Source organism: Proteus terrae, assembly GCF_003144325.1.
In the GTDB taxonomy this organism is placed as follows: domain Bacteria; phylum Pseudomonadota; class Gammaproteobacteria; order Enterobacterales; family Enterobacteriaceae; genus Proteus; species Proteus terrae.
Genome location: NZ_PENS01000009.1, coordinates 24,824 through 41,257, shown reverse-complemented (window position 1 = coordinate 41,257; position 16,434 = coordinate 24,824). Strand labels below are relative to the sequence as shown.

The 16,434-nt window shown below is 41.1% G+C and carries 12 protein-coding genes; 4 read left to right on the top strand and 8 right to left on the bottom strand.

The genetic code is table 11. From position 1 onward, the window contains the following. Positions 1 to 39: 39 nt before the first annotated feature. The 7 genes from rraA to priA form a co-directional block, all read right to left on the bottom strand. On the bottom strand, positions 40 to 543 hold the full coding sequence (rraA, locus tag DK857_RS10195) for a ribonuclease E activity regulator RraA (protein ID WP_098941446.1): 504 nt from the start codon (positions 541 to 543) through the stop codon (positions 40 to 42). Between the two features lie 109 nt (positions 544 to 652). Next, entirely contained in the window at positions 653 to 1,570 is a 918-nt protein-coding gene (locus DK857_RS10190; protein ID WP_075672991.1) for a 1,4-dihydroxy-2-naphthoate polyprenyltransferase, read from the bottom strand. A gap of 97 nt (positions 1,571 to 1,667) precedes the next feature. Next, positions 1,668 to 3,002: an HslU--HslV peptidase ATPase subunit gene (hslU, locus tag DK857_RS10185; protein ID WP_075672990.1), complete on the bottom strand. Its 1,335-nt coding sequence runs from the start codon at positions 3,000 to 3,002 to the stop codon at positions 1,668 to 1,670. Positions 3,003 to 3,014: 12 nt separating this feature from the next. Continuing rightward, positions 3,015 to 3,545: an ATP-dependent protease subunit HslV gene (gene hslV, locus DK857_RS10180; RefSeq protein ID WP_006534149.1), complete on the bottom strand. Its 531-nt coding sequence runs from the start codon at positions 3,543 to 3,545 to the stop codon at positions 3,015 to 3,017. A gap of 114 nt (positions 3,546 to 3,659) precedes the next feature. Next, a complete protein-coding gene (locus DK857_RS10175; protein ID WP_109394372.1) occupies positions 3,660 to 4,457 on the bottom strand; it encodes an SPOR domain-containing protein in 798 nt (265 codons plus the stop codon). Between the two features lie 70 nt (positions 4,458 to 4,527). Then, positions 4,528 to 5,559 (bottom strand): DNA-binding transcriptional regulator CytR, encoded by a 1,032-nt coding sequence (cytR, locus tag DK857_RS10170; protein WP_072064648.1) that lies wholly within the window; start codon positions 5,557 to 5,559, stop codon positions 4,528 to 4,530. Positions 5,560 to 5,865: 306 nt separating this feature from the next. Further along, positions 5,866 to 8,067: a primosomal protein N' gene (priA, locus tag DK857_RS10165; protein ID WP_109402107.1), complete on the bottom strand. Its 2,202-nt coding sequence runs from the start codon at positions 8,065 to 8,067 to the stop codon at positions 5,866 to 5,868. 203 nt (positions 8,068 to 8,270) lie between these two features. On the opposite strand from priA, the gene rpmE reads away from it, so the two are divergent. Then, positions 8,271 to 8,483: a 50S ribosomal protein L31 gene (gene rpmE / locus DK857_RS10160; RefSeq protein ID WP_006534140.1), complete on the top strand. Its 213-nt coding sequence runs from the start codon at positions 8,271 to 8,273 to the stop codon at positions 8,481 to 8,483. Between the two features lie 134 nt (positions 8,484 to 8,617). Here the strand turns inward: rpmE and metJ are convergent, their stop codons facing one another. Then, entirely contained in the window at positions 8,618 to 8,935 is a 318-nt protein-coding gene (gene metJ / locus DK857_RS10155) for a met regulon transcriptional regulator MetJ (RefSeq protein WP_006534139.1), read from the bottom strand. 281 nt (positions 8,936 to 9,216) lie between these two features. Between metJ and metB the strand changes: the two genes are divergently transcribed. The 3 genes from metB to ppc all read left to right on the top strand — a co-directional run bounded on the left by metB (position 9,217) and on the right by ppc (position 16,382). Further along, positions 9,217 to 10,377: a cystathionine gamma-synthase gene (gene metB / locus DK857_RS10145; RefSeq protein ID WP_109402105.1), complete on the top strand. Its 1,161-nt coding sequence runs from the start codon at positions 9,217 to 9,219 to the stop codon at positions 10,375 to 10,377. Between the two features lie 9 nt (positions 10,378 to 10,386). Beyond that, positions 10,387 to 12,825: a bifunctional aspartate kinase/homoserine dehydrogenase II gene (locus tag DK857_RS10140; protein ID WP_109402104.1), complete on the top strand. Its 2,439-nt coding sequence runs from the start codon at positions 10,387 to 10,389 to the stop codon at positions 12,823 to 12,825. Positions 12,826 to 13,745: 920 nt separating this feature from the next. Next, positions 13,746 to 16,382 (top strand): phosphoenolpyruvate carboxylase, encoded by a 2,637-nt coding sequence (gene ppc / locus DK857_RS10135; RefSeq protein WP_109394368.1) that lies wholly within the window; start codon positions 13,746 to 13,748, stop codon positions 16,380 to 16,382. Positions 16,383 to 16,434: the final 52 nt, after the last annotated feature.

Genomic DNA, 16,434 nt, shown 5'->3' with positions numbered 1-16,434 from the left:
GAGTATTGAAATCGTAAGAATGCAGATAAAAAGTAACAATTACTCTTCAATCAAATCTTCATCTAAGCCTAATGGCTCTTCAGATAAGATGATCCCTGTGTTATCAGCATAAAGATAATCACCAGAGAAGAAGGTAACGCCCCCGAAGTTAACACGGATATCACTTTCACCAATGCCTTCACTTGGACAACCTGCTGGGATAGCTGCCATCGCTTGAATACCTAAATCAAGCTCTGATAATGCATCAACTTGACGTACTGCACCATAAACGACAATGCCTTCCCATTCATTAGAAACAGCGAGTTGCGCTAGTTCCGCATCAACTAAAGCTTTACGTACGGAGCCACCGCCATCGACCAAAAGAATACGGCCTTTGCCATTTTCTTCGAGTAAGTCATAAAGCAGGCCATTATCTTCAAAACATTTAACGGTGATGATTTGCCCGTTAAAGGCACTTTGACCACCAAAGTTTGAGAAAAGCGGTTCTACGACATTGATATCTTCTTGATAGATATCACAGAGTTCAGAAGTATCATATTTCATAGGAGATTACGTCAGGTTGCCACAGGAAATCTCAGTATATCCCTTAACAGGGGCGGTTGGCAAAAGACTCACTGAAAATTCAGTGAGTCAAATCAACAATCGAGTGAAATTATTCTAAAACTAAGCCTAAAGAGAAAAGAACGTTAGTTAGCAGTGCTGCTTTTACCATGTGTTCGAGTAGAGGACGCATCGCCTCACCAGAGTGATCCGCATTCACACGCTTGATATGCAGTAAAAGCATTGGGGTAGCGAGTAAAAATAACCATGCTGTCCAGCGGTGCATATAAAGTAGGGTAAAGATAATTAAGCAAGCAATAGAAAGAAAAATAACACACGTATGGTAAGTACGTGAGCCAGCAGGGCCTAAGCGAACAGCTAATGTATTTTTACCTGCCTGAATATCACTTTCTAAATCGCGCATATTATTAATATTTAGAACAGCGACAGAAAGTAAACCACAGGCTGTGGCTGGAAGTAGAGTAACAATATCAAAGGTATTGGATTGCAAGTAATAAGTTCCGATGACACTTAACCAGCCAAAGAAAATTAAAACAGAAATATCACCCAGTCCCATATATCCATAAGGCCGTTTGCCCACGGTATAAGTAATTGCGGCAACAATAGCGAGTAAACCCATCACTAAGAAGCCAATAGCGTCTTCAGGCTTTTTACAGGCGACAATAATCAGTGCAATACCACAGATACAGGAAATAATAACATTTAGGATCAGTGCTTTTTTCATTTGAGCCGCTGTTATCATGCCTTTTTGCATTCCACGAAGTGGCCCTAAACGCTCTTCAGTATCCGTTCCTTTTACGGCATCACCATAGTCATTAGCAAGGTTCGATAGGATCTGTAAGGTTCCTGCTGTTAATATAGCAAGCAGTGCAATAGGTAGCTCAAAATGACCCATCCAATACGCTAATGCGGAACCCGTCACAATGGCAATTAACCCTAAAGGTAGTGTTTTGGGTCGTAAACTTTCAAGCCAGGCTTGGGTCCGGCTAGTGGAATTTAGAGAGCTCATGCTGAAATTCGATACTCATGTTCGTTGTTATTATAAAAATAAGAATGGGAGGCAAGCCTCCCACGTAAATATTGCTGATAAGGATCGCACAAGTTGATTATAAAATAAATCGACTCAGATCTTCATCTGCTACAAGCTCATCCAGATGCTGTTTCACATATTCTGCATCAATCAATACTGATTGACCTTGACGTTCACTTGCATCATAGGAAATTTCTTCCATCAAACGCTCTAAAACAGTATGTAAACGACGAGCACCGATATTTTCAGTGGTTTCGTTTACGCGCCATGCTGATTCAGCAATTTTGCGAATACCGTCTTCGGTGAAGCTAATGGACACACCTTCAGTAGCCATTAATGCTTCATACTGTTTTGTTAATGATGCATTAGGTTCAGTTAGAATACGCTCAAAATCTTCTGCTGTCAGCGCTTGAAGTTCAACGCGAATTGGCAGACGTCCTTGTAATTCAGGAATTAAATCAGAAGGACTTGAAACTTGGAAAGCGCCTGACGCAATAAACAGAATATGGTCTGTTTTTACCATACCGTGTTTTGTTGAAACTGTACAACCTTCAACCAGTGGTAAGAGGTCACGTTGTACACCTTCACGAGAAACGTCAGGGCCAGAACTTTGTCCGCCACGTTTACAGATTTTATCTACTTCATCAATAAAGACGATACCGTGTTGTTCTACCGCATCAATAGCTTGCTGTTTAAGCTCTTCAGGGTTAACTAATTTAGCAGCTTCTTCTTCAACAATAAGCTTAAACGCATCTTTGATTTTCATCTTACGCGCTTTTTGTTTTTGCCCCGCCAAATTTTGGAACATAGATTGTAATTGGTTAGTCATCTCTTCCATTCCTGGAGGAGCCATAATTTCAACACCCATTGGTGTTGCAGATAACTCAATTTCAATCTCTTTATCGTCTAATTGGCCTTCACGTAATTTTTTACGGAAAGATTGACGTGCAGCTGATGGTTCTGATGCTTGCTCTGCTACACCCCAGTTATTTTTTGCTGGTGGGATCAGGACATCAAGGATACGCTCTTCAGCCATTTCCTCAGCACGGAAACGATTTTTATCGATGGCTTGGCTGCGTACCATTTTAACCGCAGAGTCGGTTAAATCACGGATAATAGAATCGACTTCTTTACCCACATAACCCACTTCGGTGAATTTAGTCGCTTCAACTTTGATGAAAGGTGCGTTGGCCAATTTTGCTAAACGGCGTGCAATTTCAGTTTTACCTACACCAGTAGGTCCAATCATCAGAATATTTTTAGGTGTTACTTCATGACGCAGCGCTTCATCAAGCTGCATACGACGCCAGCGGTTACGTAGGGCAATCGCCACAGCACGTTTCGCTTTATCTTGACCAATAATAAATCTATCAAGTTCGCTGGCAATCTCGCGAGGAGTCATTTCAGACATGCTCTCTAATCCTTACTCTTTTGAAGAGAGTTCTTCAAAGTTGACATTATGGTTAGTGTAAATACAGATATCTCCAGCGATGCTAAGTGCTTTTTCTGCAATTTCTCGTGCAGAGAGTTCAGTATTTTCTAGCATAGCTCTAGCCGCTGCTTGTGCATAAGGGCCACCAGAACCGATAGCAATTAAATCGTTTTCTGGTTGAACCACATCACCATTACCCGTGATGATAAGAGATGTATTTTCATCTGCAACAGCAAGCAACGCTTCTAATTTGCGTAGCATTCTGTCTGTACGCCAATCTTTAGCAAGTTCTACCGCAGCTTTTGTTAAATGCCCTTGGTGAAGTTCTAATTTGCGCTCAAACAGTTCAAAAAGAGTAAAAGCATCAGCAGTGCCGCCAGCAAATCCCGCAATGACTTTGTCGTTATAAAGACGGCGTACTTTGCGAACATTGCCTTTCATGACGGTATTACCCATCGTCGCCTGTCCATCACCACCGATTACAACTTGGCCCTTACGGCGAACACTTACGATTGTAGTCATGAGTCAGCCCCTGGTTTAATCAATAAAAAAGTGAGACGGGAAGTGCCTTTATTTAAGATAAAGCACGGCCCGTTGTGTGAATTAGAATTATAGGTGGGGGAGAAAATTTATTTTTCAACCCCCAGAAGAGCGAAGAATACAACCTGATACGCCAGCTCCAGCTGCTTGTTTACTCACAGAGTTAGCTTGTTCTTTATTGTAAGGGCCTGATAAGACGCGGATCCAACCATCATTGCCTTTTGTTACTCGGCTTTCAACACCAGAAAAAGCCAGGGTTGCTCTTACTGATTCAGCTTGTTCGGTATTTTTAAATGAGCCACATTGCACTAAAAAGTTCGCTTCAGTGACAGCGGGTTTAGGCGGTGTAACAATCGCAGGTGCAGGTGCTTGCGGTTGTTGAGTTTGTACAGGCTGTTGTGCAACAGAAGGTGTTGTTATTGCAGGTGGTGTTACAACCACTTGTGAGCGAGGTACTTCACCATTGTAAGGCACTTCTGGCAGTTGAACGGCAGGTTGGCGCTTATCCGCTTCAATTTGTTGTAAAAAACGCAACTGCTCAGGTGAAAGTGTTGCTTTCGGATTAATCTGGCTACCCGATGAAGGATATTCAGGTTGTAAAGGCGTACCTACCTGACGATTTTCCAATTCTTTAATATATTGCCAACGCTCTTGAGGTTTTGGCGGTAGGCTATTCGCTGGATTTTGCCCAGTGACAGTCGGCGTTGTTTCTACGGCTTCTTTTTTATTATGAGTAATAAAATAGAGGCCGCCGATAAACAGCGCCACAATAGCTATTGCCGCGATAAGCGTTGTTAAAGGCAGCCCTTTAGCAGCCTTTTTGCTTTTACTTTTCGTTGTCTTTTTACGACGAGCAGATGTCTGCCCTCGTCCCACATAGTCTCGTTGTGCCACAGTTCGATTCGCTGATAATTAAAGGAATAGGTATCACAAACGATATGTTACTTAACATAGTGTGTTTTGCCTAGCTTTTAAGCCGACAGACACTATCTCTTATAATTAGCTCGCAATCTAATAAGCGAGAGCCGGGTGCGACAGGTCTACCTTGTAATTGGTCAAGTAATAACAACATAGATTCACGACCAATTTGATAACGAGGTTGTTCCATTGTTGTCAGAGCAGGCTCGCTATAACGTGTAATATCAAGATTATCAAAACCAATCACAGAGAGATCTTTGGGAAGCTCTAATCCTAATTTTTTTGCCTGCCACATAACGCCAATTGCCATAATATCACTATGACAGAAGACAGCTGTCGGTGGCTCAGGTAAAGAAATCAGCTTTTTCAGACTTTCTGCACCGCTTTCATGGGTAAAATCACCACGAATAATATAATCTTCGCGCAAAGGTACGCCCGTTCTACGCATGGCTTGAATATAGCCTTGCAAGCGATAACGGCATAAAGGCATATCTTCAGGGCCTGTAATACAGGCAATACGCTTATGACCCATTTGCTGTAAATAGTGTGTAGCTCTAAAAGATGCAGTGAGATTATCAATATGGACGGTAGGTAATTCGAGTTCAGGTGCAAACTCATTTGCCATGATCATCGGTGGCAAATTTTTCTGCTCTTCTTTAGAAACATCAAAAGGGATGTGTGAGCCAAGAAGTAACATACCGTCAATTTGTTTGGTAATAATAAGATTAATAAAGGCATTTTCATGTTTTTGCTGATGTTTACAATCACCAATTAACACAAGATAACCATGTTGTGCAGCGGTTTCTTCGATGCCACACACAACATCAGTAAAAAATGGATCGCTGATGTTAGGTACGATCACAAGGATCGTTTTTGACTCGTTACGCTTAAGGTTCTTTGACAGGTTATGTGGGTAATAGCCCACATCAAGAACAGCCTGTTCAACTTTCTGACGGGTTTGTGAGGATACTTTTTCCGGATTCATTAAAGTACGTGACACAGTTGCTGTGGACACGCCGGCTGCAAGGGCAACATCTTTCATTGTTGCTTGCGTATTATCTTTATTATTCTGTTGCAAACCCCATACCTCCCTTTTGGATGGTTTAGTTAAACGATTGCTTTTTTGTTGCAAAAAAACCGCCAATATTCAAAAAAGGATTTTATCGACGGTTTTTAATTCAAGAAATATTCTAAATTGTTATTCTACCCGCTTTTTAAATAGATTCTGTTACCTAGTTTGCATAAAAAGTGTGATACCAATCGTTTTTATGAGGTAGTTCGCAAAATTGATAAATAGTCTTAGGTGGCAACGAGTATTTGAGCGAAGTTGTACCCTCAACATAAATCTGGCTAAAATACATTCAACTTAGGTTGAAAAAGATACTTAACAATCTGTTGGGTCGACATCAATATTCCATTTCACTTTTTTACTCTCAGGCAAGGCGACAATTTGAGGATAAGTGATAGACATTAATTTTTGTAAATAACCCCGTGAAGGATGCTGGAGCAATAATTGCCAACGATAATTTCCACCTCGTTTAGCTTGAATTGCAGGAACAGGCCCCATTACCCATAAATTAGAGTCTCGCATTGGGTGTTGTTCAAAAAACTGTTTGAGTTGTCGCAAGAACTGAGGCGCACGTTGATTATTGTGATCTTCAGAGCGGATCATTATATGGCTAGAATAAGGTGGTAAAAAAGTCGCTTGTCGCTCTTGTAAAGCTTCTTTAGTAAAAGCATCATAACCTTTTTCTAATAGTGTCAGCAAAAGAGGGTGATCGGGTTGGTGAGTCTGTAAATACACCGAGCCTTGCTTACCTGCACGGCCAGCACGACCTGATACTTGTATATAAAGCTGAGCAAAGCGTTCAGCTGCACGAAAATCACTGGAGAACAGAGCGCCATCCACATCAAGCAAAGCCACTAAGGTGACATCAGGAAAGTGGTGCCCTTTGGCTAACATCTGTGTACCGATAAGAATACGTGAGCCACCTTGGTAAATATCTTCCAGTTGTTGCTCTAAAGCGCCTTTGCGACTTGTTGTATCTTTATCAATTCGTGTCACTGGCGTATCAGGAAATAATTCACCAATCCCTTGTTCAAGTTGTTCTGTTCCTAATCCTACAGGCATTAAATTAGTTGAGCCACATTGTGGACATTGTGCTGGAATTCGTCGCTGACTATCACATTGATGGCAACGTAACATGCCATTTTTTTGATGGATCGTGTAATAGTGATCACAGCGAGGACATTCTGCTATCCAACCACATTCATGACATAACAATGCAGGCGAAAATCCACGGCGATTTAAAAAGAGCATCACTTGGTTACCTGCATTAAGGTGCTCTTTTATCGCTTTAATAAGGATTGGAGACAACCCCGTTGTCAGTGGTTGCCCTTTTAAATCTATTAAATGCTCTGTTGCGGGTTTTGCATTACCTGCACGTTGAGTCAGAGTGAGTTGTTGATATTTTTTTTGCTCAACATTAAAACTGGTTTCAATCGATGGGGTTGCGGTTCCCATCACGATAGGAATATTTTCTTGTTTTGCGCGGAAAACGGCGAGATCGCGAGCATGGTAACGCCAACCATCTTGTTGCTTATAAGAGCCATCATGCTCTTCATCGATAATGATAATGCCAAGATGCTGAAAAGGGGTTAGAAGTGCCGAACGCGTACCGATAATAATGGCATTATCACCTCGTTTTGCTCGTAACCAAACAGCTAAGCGTTCAGTATCATTTAATCCTGAATGAAGCACATCCACTGGGGCATTAAAGCGTGCTTTAAAACGACGAATTGTTTGAGGTGTTAAGCCAATTTCAGGCACCAGTACCAGTGCTTGTTTACCTTGTGCGAGAATTTTTTCTAATACACTTAAATAAACTTCAGTTTTGCCTGAACCTGTAATACCCAATAATAACCAAGGTGAGAATTGATCTGCCTGAGCTGTGATTGCTCCTACTGCAACAGCTTGTTCTGTGTTTAATTTAAAGCGTTCACCTTGAACAGCAAGACTGTTGTGCCAGTGTATCGGAGCCGGTTGAATAGGACGGAGATCCACAAACTCTTTCTTTTTTAAGTTATTGAGTGTTGCTGTTGTGATCTCAAATTCATCAAGTTGATGGCGATATAACGGTGTACGTCGAAGGGCCGCTAATGCTTGTTGCTGTTTTTTCGCACCTTTTAAACTGTTGAGATCGAGATTAATCCCTTCTTCTGTGGCATACCATTGCCATAATGGTGTGAATTCTGCGGGTTTTCCTTGTCGTAATAAAATCGGCATAGCATGAAATAACACTTCTCCTAAAGGATAGTGATAATAAGCCGATGCCCAATTTAGCATATCCCATAAAACACCCGGAAAGAGTGTTTCACTATCAAGGACTTCATCAATAGGCTTTAGCTTTTCGAGAGGAAACTCACTGTGTGTACTGAGTCCTTTGACAATACCAATAGAGCGGCGTTTATTACCAAAAGGTACGATCACCCGACTACCAACAACTGGGGCGTCGATCCCTTCCGGTAACAGATAATCAAAAGAGGAGAACAGTGGTACAGGCAAAATTACCTGAACTATAGTCATATCAGGGTTTCCGAGAGTTTTAGCGAAAAGATGACCTTAAGAATATCACAAAAAGTGTGCAGATTTCATTGCGCGTTTAGTGGATATTCTGTATGATCCGCCCCCTTTGGTAGATAAATTACCAAACACTTAATTTCAATCAACACGACGTGTGGTGTTCGGCTGTGGGCTGAATGGCGACACGGCCTTAGTAGAGGTTTTCCATGCAAAAAGATATCCATCCTAAATACGAAGAAATTACTGCATCTTGTTCTTGCGGTAACGTTATGAAAATCAACTCCACTGCAGGTCATAACCTGAATCTGGACGTTTGTGACAAATGCCACCCATTCTATACTGGTAAACAACGTGATGTTGCAACTGGTGGCCGTGTTGATCTGTTCAACAAACGCTTCAAAATTCCAGGCAGCAAATAAGATATTTGTTGTCACAAGATGTCAGCCTAGCTTGACATCTTGTAGACAGTTCGGAATTGAAAAAAAGCCCAAAGTTTTTGCTTTGGGCTTTTTTGTTCGTGTTAATCAAGCAATAAATCAAAAATTGACGCTGATTAATACTCCCAAGTATCGGGATCAACCCCGCGCTGGCGCATTATTTCTTTTGCCTCTTCAGGGATTTCATCGTTACGTTCTTTACGTAAGTCTTCATCATTTGGGAGAGGCTGTCCGGTAAATGCGTGCAAAAATGCTTCACACAATAATTCACTATTGGTTGCATGTTTTAGGTTATTAACCTGACGGCGAGTGCGTTCATCAGTCAAAATTTTCAATACTTTCAATGGAATTGAAACTGTAATTTTTTTAACTTGCTCACTCTTTTTGCCATGCTCAGCGTAAGGGCTGATATATTCACCGTTCCATTCAGCCATGGATTACCTTAATTAATATCATTTAGTTGAAGTCAGAATAGGGTTAACCCACATTCTGATGGGCAATACCAGTTTATCATGACTTTTCTAAAACCACCGACCCTTCTAGCTGAAGGTGAGAGAAAAAGTAATAGCACTGGCGATATTCTTAATTTATGTATTATTCCATTACTTAATCTATCCGTAAAGGAGTTTAGATGGCTAGATGTATTGACGTCTTGGTGTCTAATTGGATATGCTGTTGTAGACTTCTCCACTTATCGCTGTGACAAGGTGCCTGTATGACGAAGAAAACAGCAACAATTGCTATCCATAATGGGCTAAATGAAGACACTCAATTTGGTTGTGTCGTACCGCCTATCTATCTTTCTAGTACCTATAATTTTTTAGAATTTAATCAGCCTCGCGATCATGATTATTCTCGTCGAGGTAATCCAACTCGCGATATGGTGCAAAAGGCATTAGCAGAGCTAGAAGGTGGAGTCGGGGCAGTTGTCACTAGCAGTGGGATGTCCGCAATTCATTTAATTTGCACCGTTTTTCTAAAACCTGGCGATGTGATTGTTGCACCTCATGATTGTTATGGGGGAAGTTATCGCCTTTTTAACAGTCAACAAGCGCGTGGTGCCTACCGTGTGATTTTTGTTGATCAAAATGATGATGTCGCACTTAAGCAGGCTTTAGCGCATCAACCCAAAATTGTTTTTATCGAAACACCAAGTAATCCTCTTTTAAGAATAACGGATATTCAAAAAATCAGTGAACTAGCTCATCAGCAAGGTGCTTTAGTGGTTGCTGACAACACCTTTATGAGCCCTGTTTTGCAAAAGCCATTAGCATTAGGAGCAGATATTGTTGTGCATTCATGTACAAAATATCTCAATGGACACTCAGATATTGTCGCAGGTGTTGTTATCTGTCAGTGTCAGAAACAGCTTGAGGAGCTAAGCTGGTGGGCGAATAATATTGGCGTCACTTCTGGTGCATTTGATAGCTATTTATTATTAAGAGGTATAAGAACATTAGTGCCTCGAATTCGACTTCAACAAGAAAATGCACAGGCATTAGTGGCATTTTTACAAACACAGCCTTTAGTCGAAAAAATGTATTACCCCGCACTGGAAAATCATGTTGGTCATCAAATAGCAAAAAAACAGCAACAAGGTTTCGGTGCGATGTTAAGTTTTGAGTTAAAAGGGGGATTGGATGTGATTAAACTCTTTTTATCTCAATTAACACTCTTTACACTGGCAGAATCTTTAGGTGGGGTAGAGACCTTAATTTGTCACCCTGCCACCATGACACATGCAGGTATGTCAGAAGAAGCGAAAAAAATAGCAGGGATCAGCCCCTCATTACTTCGTATTTCGGTGGGTATTGAAGATAGTCAGGATTTAATTAACGATTTGCAAAGTGCGTTTGATGCAGCAACTAAAAGGTAACCATGGATCATGAGCGTAGTGGCGATTAAACAACAGGCGGAGCCGATTTGCCGTCAGTTACATAAATTCGGTGGTAGCAGTCTTGCAGACATAAAATGTTATCAACGTGTCGTGAATATCATGACGAACTATAGCCAACCTAATGACCTAATGGTGGTTTCTGCGGCGGGCTCGACGACGAATCAGTTGATTAGCTGGCTGAAACTTAGCCAAAGTGATCGTATTTCTGCCCATCAAGTCCAGCAAACTTTGCGTCGCTACCAGTTATCTTTAATTGAAGGGCTACTTTCAAAAGAGAATGCAGAATTACTCTCTCAAGCCTTTATTGCTGATCTTGAACGCTTAAGCTATTTGTTGGATAAACCTATCACAGACGCGACTTATGCAGAAGTTGTCGGCCACGGTGAAATTTGGTCTGCAAGATTAATGGCGAGATTACTTACAGAGCAAGGTTTACCTAGTGTGTGGTTAGATGCGCGTGAATTTTTATGTGCTGAGAGAGCGGCTCAGCCTCAAGTGAACGAAACTTTATCTCGTCCATTATTACAATCACTATTAGCTAAACACCCCGAAAGCCGTTTTGTCGTAACCGGTTTTATCAGTCGCAACCAACAAGGTGAAACGGTCTTATTAGGTCGTAACGGTAGCGACTACTCTGCCACACAAGTTGGGGCTTTAGCGGATGTCGGTAAAGTAACAATTTGGAGTGATGTTGCGGGTGTTTATAGTGCGGATCCTCGTAAAGTTAAAGATGCTTGTTTATTGCCATTGTTGCGTTTAGATGAAGCGAGCGAATTGGCTCGATTGGCTGCCCCAGTTTTACATACACGCACACTTCAACCTGTTTCAGGCAGTAATATTGATTTGCAACTTCGTTGTAGCTATCAACCAGAACAGGGTTCAACTCGTATAGAACGTGTTTTGGCATCAGGAACGGGTGCGAAAATCGTTACTAGTCATGATGATGTTTGTTTGATTGAACTCCAACTTCCATCTCATCAAAACTTTGAACAAGTGGCGAAAGAGGTTGATGAATTACTTAAACGTGCACAAATCCGTCCTTTAGCTACTGGTGTTGATAAAGACAGCCAACTTTTACAGCTTTGCTATACCAGTGAAGTCGCTAACAGTGCATTAGATGTATTACAAGATGCGGTTTTACCGGGAAAATTACATCTACGAGAAGGTTTTTCACTAGTGGCTTTAGTGGGGGCAGGTGTTTGTAAAAATCCACTCCATTGTCATCGTTTCTATCAACAACTTAAAGATCAACCTGTTGAATTTATTTGGCATGCTGAAGATAACATCAGCTTAGTTGCAGTGTTACGTAATTATACCGAGCATCTACTGCAAGGTTTACATCAAACGCTATTTAGGGCTGAAAAACAGATTGGCTTAGTGCTGTTTGGTAAAGGGAATATTGGTTCACGTTGGTTAGAGTTGTTTGCTCGCGAACAAGAGCCTTTGTCAGCACGTAGTGATTTTGAATTTATTCTTGCGGGTGTCGTTGATAGCCGTCGTAGTTTACTTGATTATCAAGGGATTAATCCAAGCCGTGCATTGGCTTTCTTTGATGAGGAAGCTACAGAGCATAATGAAGAGTCGCTGTATCTTTGGATGAGAGCTCATCCTTATGATGATTTAGTGGTTGTTGATATTACGGCTAATGAGTCTCTTGCTACCTCTTATGAAGATTTTGCTAGCTACGGTTTTCATGTTATCAGTGCAAATAAGATTGCTGGCTCGGCTTCAAGTGTACGTTATCGTGCCACACGAGATGCCTTTTCTAAAACAGGTCGCCATTGGTTATATAACGCAACAGTCGGTGCGGGTTTACCGATTAATCATACAGTGCGTGATTTGCGTGAAAGTGGTGACACTATTTTATCAATTAGCGGTATTTTTTCTGGCACGCTCTCTTGGTTATTCTTGCAATTTGATGGCACAGTGCCTTTCAGTGAGCTGGTGGAACAAGCTTGGCAACAAGGATTAACCGAGCCTGATCCACGAATTGATTTATCAGGGCAAGATGTGATGCGTAAACTGGTTATTCTTGCTCGTGAAGCTGGTTATGACATCGAGCCAGAACAAGTCCGAGTTGAATCTTTAGTACCTGTACAAGCTGAAACTGGTTCACTAGAAGAGTTTTTTGATAACAGTGCATTGATCAATGAACAAATGGCACAACGATTAGCTGCCGCAAATGAAATGGATATGGTATTACGTTATATCGCCCGTTTTGATGCTAATGGTAAAGCAAAAGTCGGTGTTGAAGCGGTGAGAAAAGATCATCCTCTTGCCTCGCTATTACCGGGTGATAATTTATTTGCGATTGAAAGCCGTTGGTATCGTGATAACCCTCTTGTGATCAGAGGGCCGGGAGCTGGAAGAGACGTGACCGCAGGCGCAATTCAGTCAGATTTAAACCGCCTTTCTCAGTTACTGTAATTTAATTTTTTCTCTTTTATAAAGATTATCGGCAGGTTATTTTTTGCTGATAATCTTTTGTCATTTTTGTGTCATATCACTCAATTTTTTTAAATTCTTTGGCTATACTTGAATTATCTCTAGTCACAAAGGAGCGATTGATGTCAAAGGTAGTAAGACAGATTGTCCCACTAAGAAATGAAATGACGGAGGTGAACCATCAAGCTAAAGAGAACTTTTGTCAGTAGCTCATGATGTGAAATTTAAGCGTCTTGAGTGGAAGTTGAAGTACGGTTACAACGTGTTTGAACGTTATTAAGAGTACAATTCGATTAACCACATTATTTACAACAGACAACTTAATTTACTGAAAGACAATTCGTTATTTTTAACTTAAAGCGCTGATACTCAGCGCTTTATTCGTTTTTATCTTATGAGGATCTTAATCGGAAATCGTGATCTAGTAAAAATGTAAAAAAGAATAAAGTAAGCGATGAAATAGAAACACGAGTTATAGCCCCACCAGCGAAATTAGCTACAAATCAAAAAAATAGACCAGACAATTTATCAATATTAAAAAAAATCATCTAAATTTTCCGCCAGATAAATTTTCACGTATCACTCCCTTTCTAGTAAAAAACTCTTCTTAGTAGATAAGAAACGAAAAAAAGTCCTTATTCTTGCTAAAATTGAGCTAGAACAGCATGAATATTAGCCATTCTTATAAGACTAAAGCCGTAATTAAATTTCAGAAAAATCCCCCAAAACGATTATTTTCTGATATGAATAGTAGGCTAAGTAAAAAAAGCAGTGTGGCTTATCACAAAAATCAAAATAAAGTCACATCAGAAATGAAAGTTAATTACACAACTGGGAGGACATGACTTTTCTAATAGGAAGAAGCATGTTGTTACCGCCACAAAGACAAGGTCAGGAGTCTTATGAATCAACAATATTCTGCTATGCGTAGCAATGTCAGTATGCTTGGCAAGCTACTTGGAGATACGATAAAAGAAGCGCTCGGTGAAGAAATTTTAGATAAAGTTGAATCTATTCGAAAATTATCTAAATCATCACGAGCGGGTAATGAAGTTCAGCGACAAAAACTGTTGCTGACGTTACAGAATCTCTCTAATGATGAATTATTACCTGTTGCTAGAGCATTCAATCAATTCTTAAACCTGACGAACGTGGCAGAACAATACCATAGCATTTCACCTCACGGTGAAGCAGCGAGTAATCCTGTGGCATTGGCAAAACTGATCACCAGACTAAAAGATAAGAATTTTACCGACGAGCAATTAAAAGAAGCGGTAGAGCAAATCTCTATTGAGCTGGTATTAACGGCACACCCAACCGAAATCGCACGTCGTACACTGATTCATAAGCTGGTTGAGGTAAATACCTGTTTATCTCAACTCGACCACGATGATCTAGCAGATTATGAGCGTACTAATATTATGCGCCGTCTGCGTCAGTTAGTTGCCCAATCATGGCACACTGATGAAATTAGAAAAATTCGCCCAACACCTATTGATGAAGCGAAATGGGGATTTGCGGTTGTTGAAAATAGCTTATGGGAAGGTGTTCCTGCTTTTTTACGTGAATTTAATGAGCAGCTTAAAGAATCCATTGATTACAACTTACCCGTAGAAGCTTCTCCTATTCGTTTTACTTCATGGATGGGTGGAGATCGTGATGGTAACCCAAATGTGACGGCTGAGATCACACGCCATGCTTTACTATTAAGCCGTTGGAAAGCCGCTGATTTATTCTTAAATGATATTCAAGTTCTTGTTTCAGAGCTTTCAATGACAGAAAGTACCCCTGAGCTGCGCGAATTAGCAGGTGGTACTGAAGTTGCAGAGCCATACCGTGAAATTGCTAAACAATTGCGTACTCGCTTACAAGTCACTCGTGATTATTTAGAACAACGCATTAAAGGACAGCAATCTCTACCTCCTGAAGGATTGTTAATTGATAATGCCCAACTTTGGGAACCGTTATACGCTTGCTATCAATCACTGACTCAGTGCGGTATGCGTATTATCGCTAATGGGCAACTGTTAGATACATTACGTCGTATCCGTTGTTTTGGCTTACAGCTAGTTAAGCTCGATATTCGCCAAGAAAGTACCAATCACACCGAAGCACTCTCTGAATTGACACAGTATTTAGAGCTTGGTGATTACGCGAGTTGGTCTGAAGAGCAAAAACAAACATTCTTACTTGAAGAATTAAGTTCTAAGCGCCCGCTGATCCCAACTAATTGGCAACCAAGTGCAGCGACTCAAGAAGTATTTGAGACTTGCCGTGTGATTGCTGAATCACCTAAAGATTCTATCGCCTCTTATGTGATTTCAATGGCAAAAGTGCCTTCTGATGTATTAGCTGTAAAACTATTACTGAAAGAAGCTGGCGCGAATATTCGATTACCAGTTGCCCCTCTATTTGAAACGCTTGATGACTTAAATAATTCTGAAAGCGTAATGACCCGTTTGTTTGATATTCCTTGGTATCGCGATTTAATTGATGACAAACAAATGGTGATGATTGGCTATTCAGACTCAGCAAAAGATGCGGGTGTGATGGCAGCATCGTGGGCACAATATCGTGCTCAAGATGCATTAATTAAGCTCTGTGAAAAATCAGGTGTGACATTAACACTATTCCACGGACGTGGTGGTACGATTGGTCGTGGTGGTGCGCCAGCACATGCAGCATTACTTTCTCAACCACCAGGAAGTTTAAAAGGTGGCCTGCGTGTGACAGAACAAGGCGAAATGATCCGCTTTAAGTTCGGATTACCACAAGTCACCATCAGTAGCCTTGCTCACTATGCAGGTGCAATCTTAGAAGCGAATTTATTACCACCACCAGAGCCAAAAGCGCCTTGGATTGAGGTAATGGATTCCTTGTCTGACGTTTCTTGTGCAATGTATCGTGACTATGTACGAGGACAAGAAGACTTTGTTCCTTACTTTAGAGCGGCAACGCCAGAAGGCGAATTGGGTAAACTACCATTAGGCTCACGTCCTGCAAAACGTCGCCCTACTGGAGGTGTTGAAACTTTGCGCGCTATCCCGTGGATCTTCGCATGGACTCAAAACCGCTTAATGCTACCTGCTTGGTTGGGTGCTGGCGCTGCATTACAACATGAAATTGATAGCGGAAAACAAGCGGTATTAGACGATATGTGTGAGAACTGGCCGTTCTTTAATACACGTATTGCGATGTTGGAAATGGTGTACGCTAAAGCAGATTTATGGTTGGCGGAATATTACGATCAACGTTTAGTTGAAGAGCGTTTATGGCCATTAGGATCTAAATTACGCCAACAACTTTCCGATGATATTAAGAGTGTCCTGGCCATTTCAAAAGATGAGCACTTAATGGCAGATTTACCATGGGTTGCGGAATCTATTGCACTACGTAATGTGTATACCGATCCATTAAACGTACTTCAGGCTGAGTTATTACAGCGCTCTCGTACTCATAGCGAGTCTGATCCACGTATTGAACAAGCGCTAATGGTAACAATTGCTGGTATTGCAGCTGGTATGCGTAACACAGGCTAGAGCAATCCGTATTTAGAAACTAAAACAGCGCTTAATAACAGCGCTGTTTTTT

Excerpts from the sequence above, each read along its gene's own strand:
- rraA (WP_098941446.1), bottom strand. The coding sequence starts at position 543 with ATGAAATATGATACTTCTGAACTCTGTGATATCTATCAAGAAGATATC.
- DK857_RS10190 (WP_075672991.1), bottom strand. The coding sequence starts at position 1,570 with ATGAGCTCTCTAAATTCCACTAGCCGGACCCAAGCCTGGCTTGAAAGT.
- metB (WP_109402105.1), top strand. The coding sequence starts at position 9,217 with ATGACGAAGAAAACAGCAACAATTGCTATCCATAATGGGCTAAATGAA.
- hslU (WP_075672990.1), bottom strand. The coding sequence starts at position 3,002 with ATGTCTGAAATGACTCCTCGCGAGATTGCCAGCGAACTTGATAGATTT.
- rpmE (WP_006534140.1), top strand. The coding sequence starts at position 8,271 with ATGCAAAAAGATATCCATCCTAAATACGAAGAAATTACTGCATCTTGT.
- priA (WP_109402107.1), bottom strand. The coding sequence starts at position 8,067 with ATGACTATAGTTCAGGTAATTTTGCCTGTACCACTGTTCTCCTCTTTT.
- ppc (WP_109394368.1), top strand. The coding sequence starts at position 13,746 with ATGAATCAACAATATTCTGCTATGCGTAGCAATGTCAGTATGCTTGGC.
- DK857_RS10140 (WP_109402104.1), top strand. The coding sequence starts at position 10,387 with ATGAGCGTAGTGGCGATTAAACAACAGGCGGAGCCGATTTGCCGTCAG.
- hslV (WP_006534149.1), bottom strand. The coding sequence starts at position 3,545 with ATGACTACAATCGTAAGTGTTCGCCGTAAGGGCCAAGTTGTAATCGGT.
- metJ (WP_006534139.1), bottom strand. The coding sequence starts at position 8,935 with ATGGCTGAATGGAACGGTGAATATATCAGCCCTTACGCTGAGCATGGC.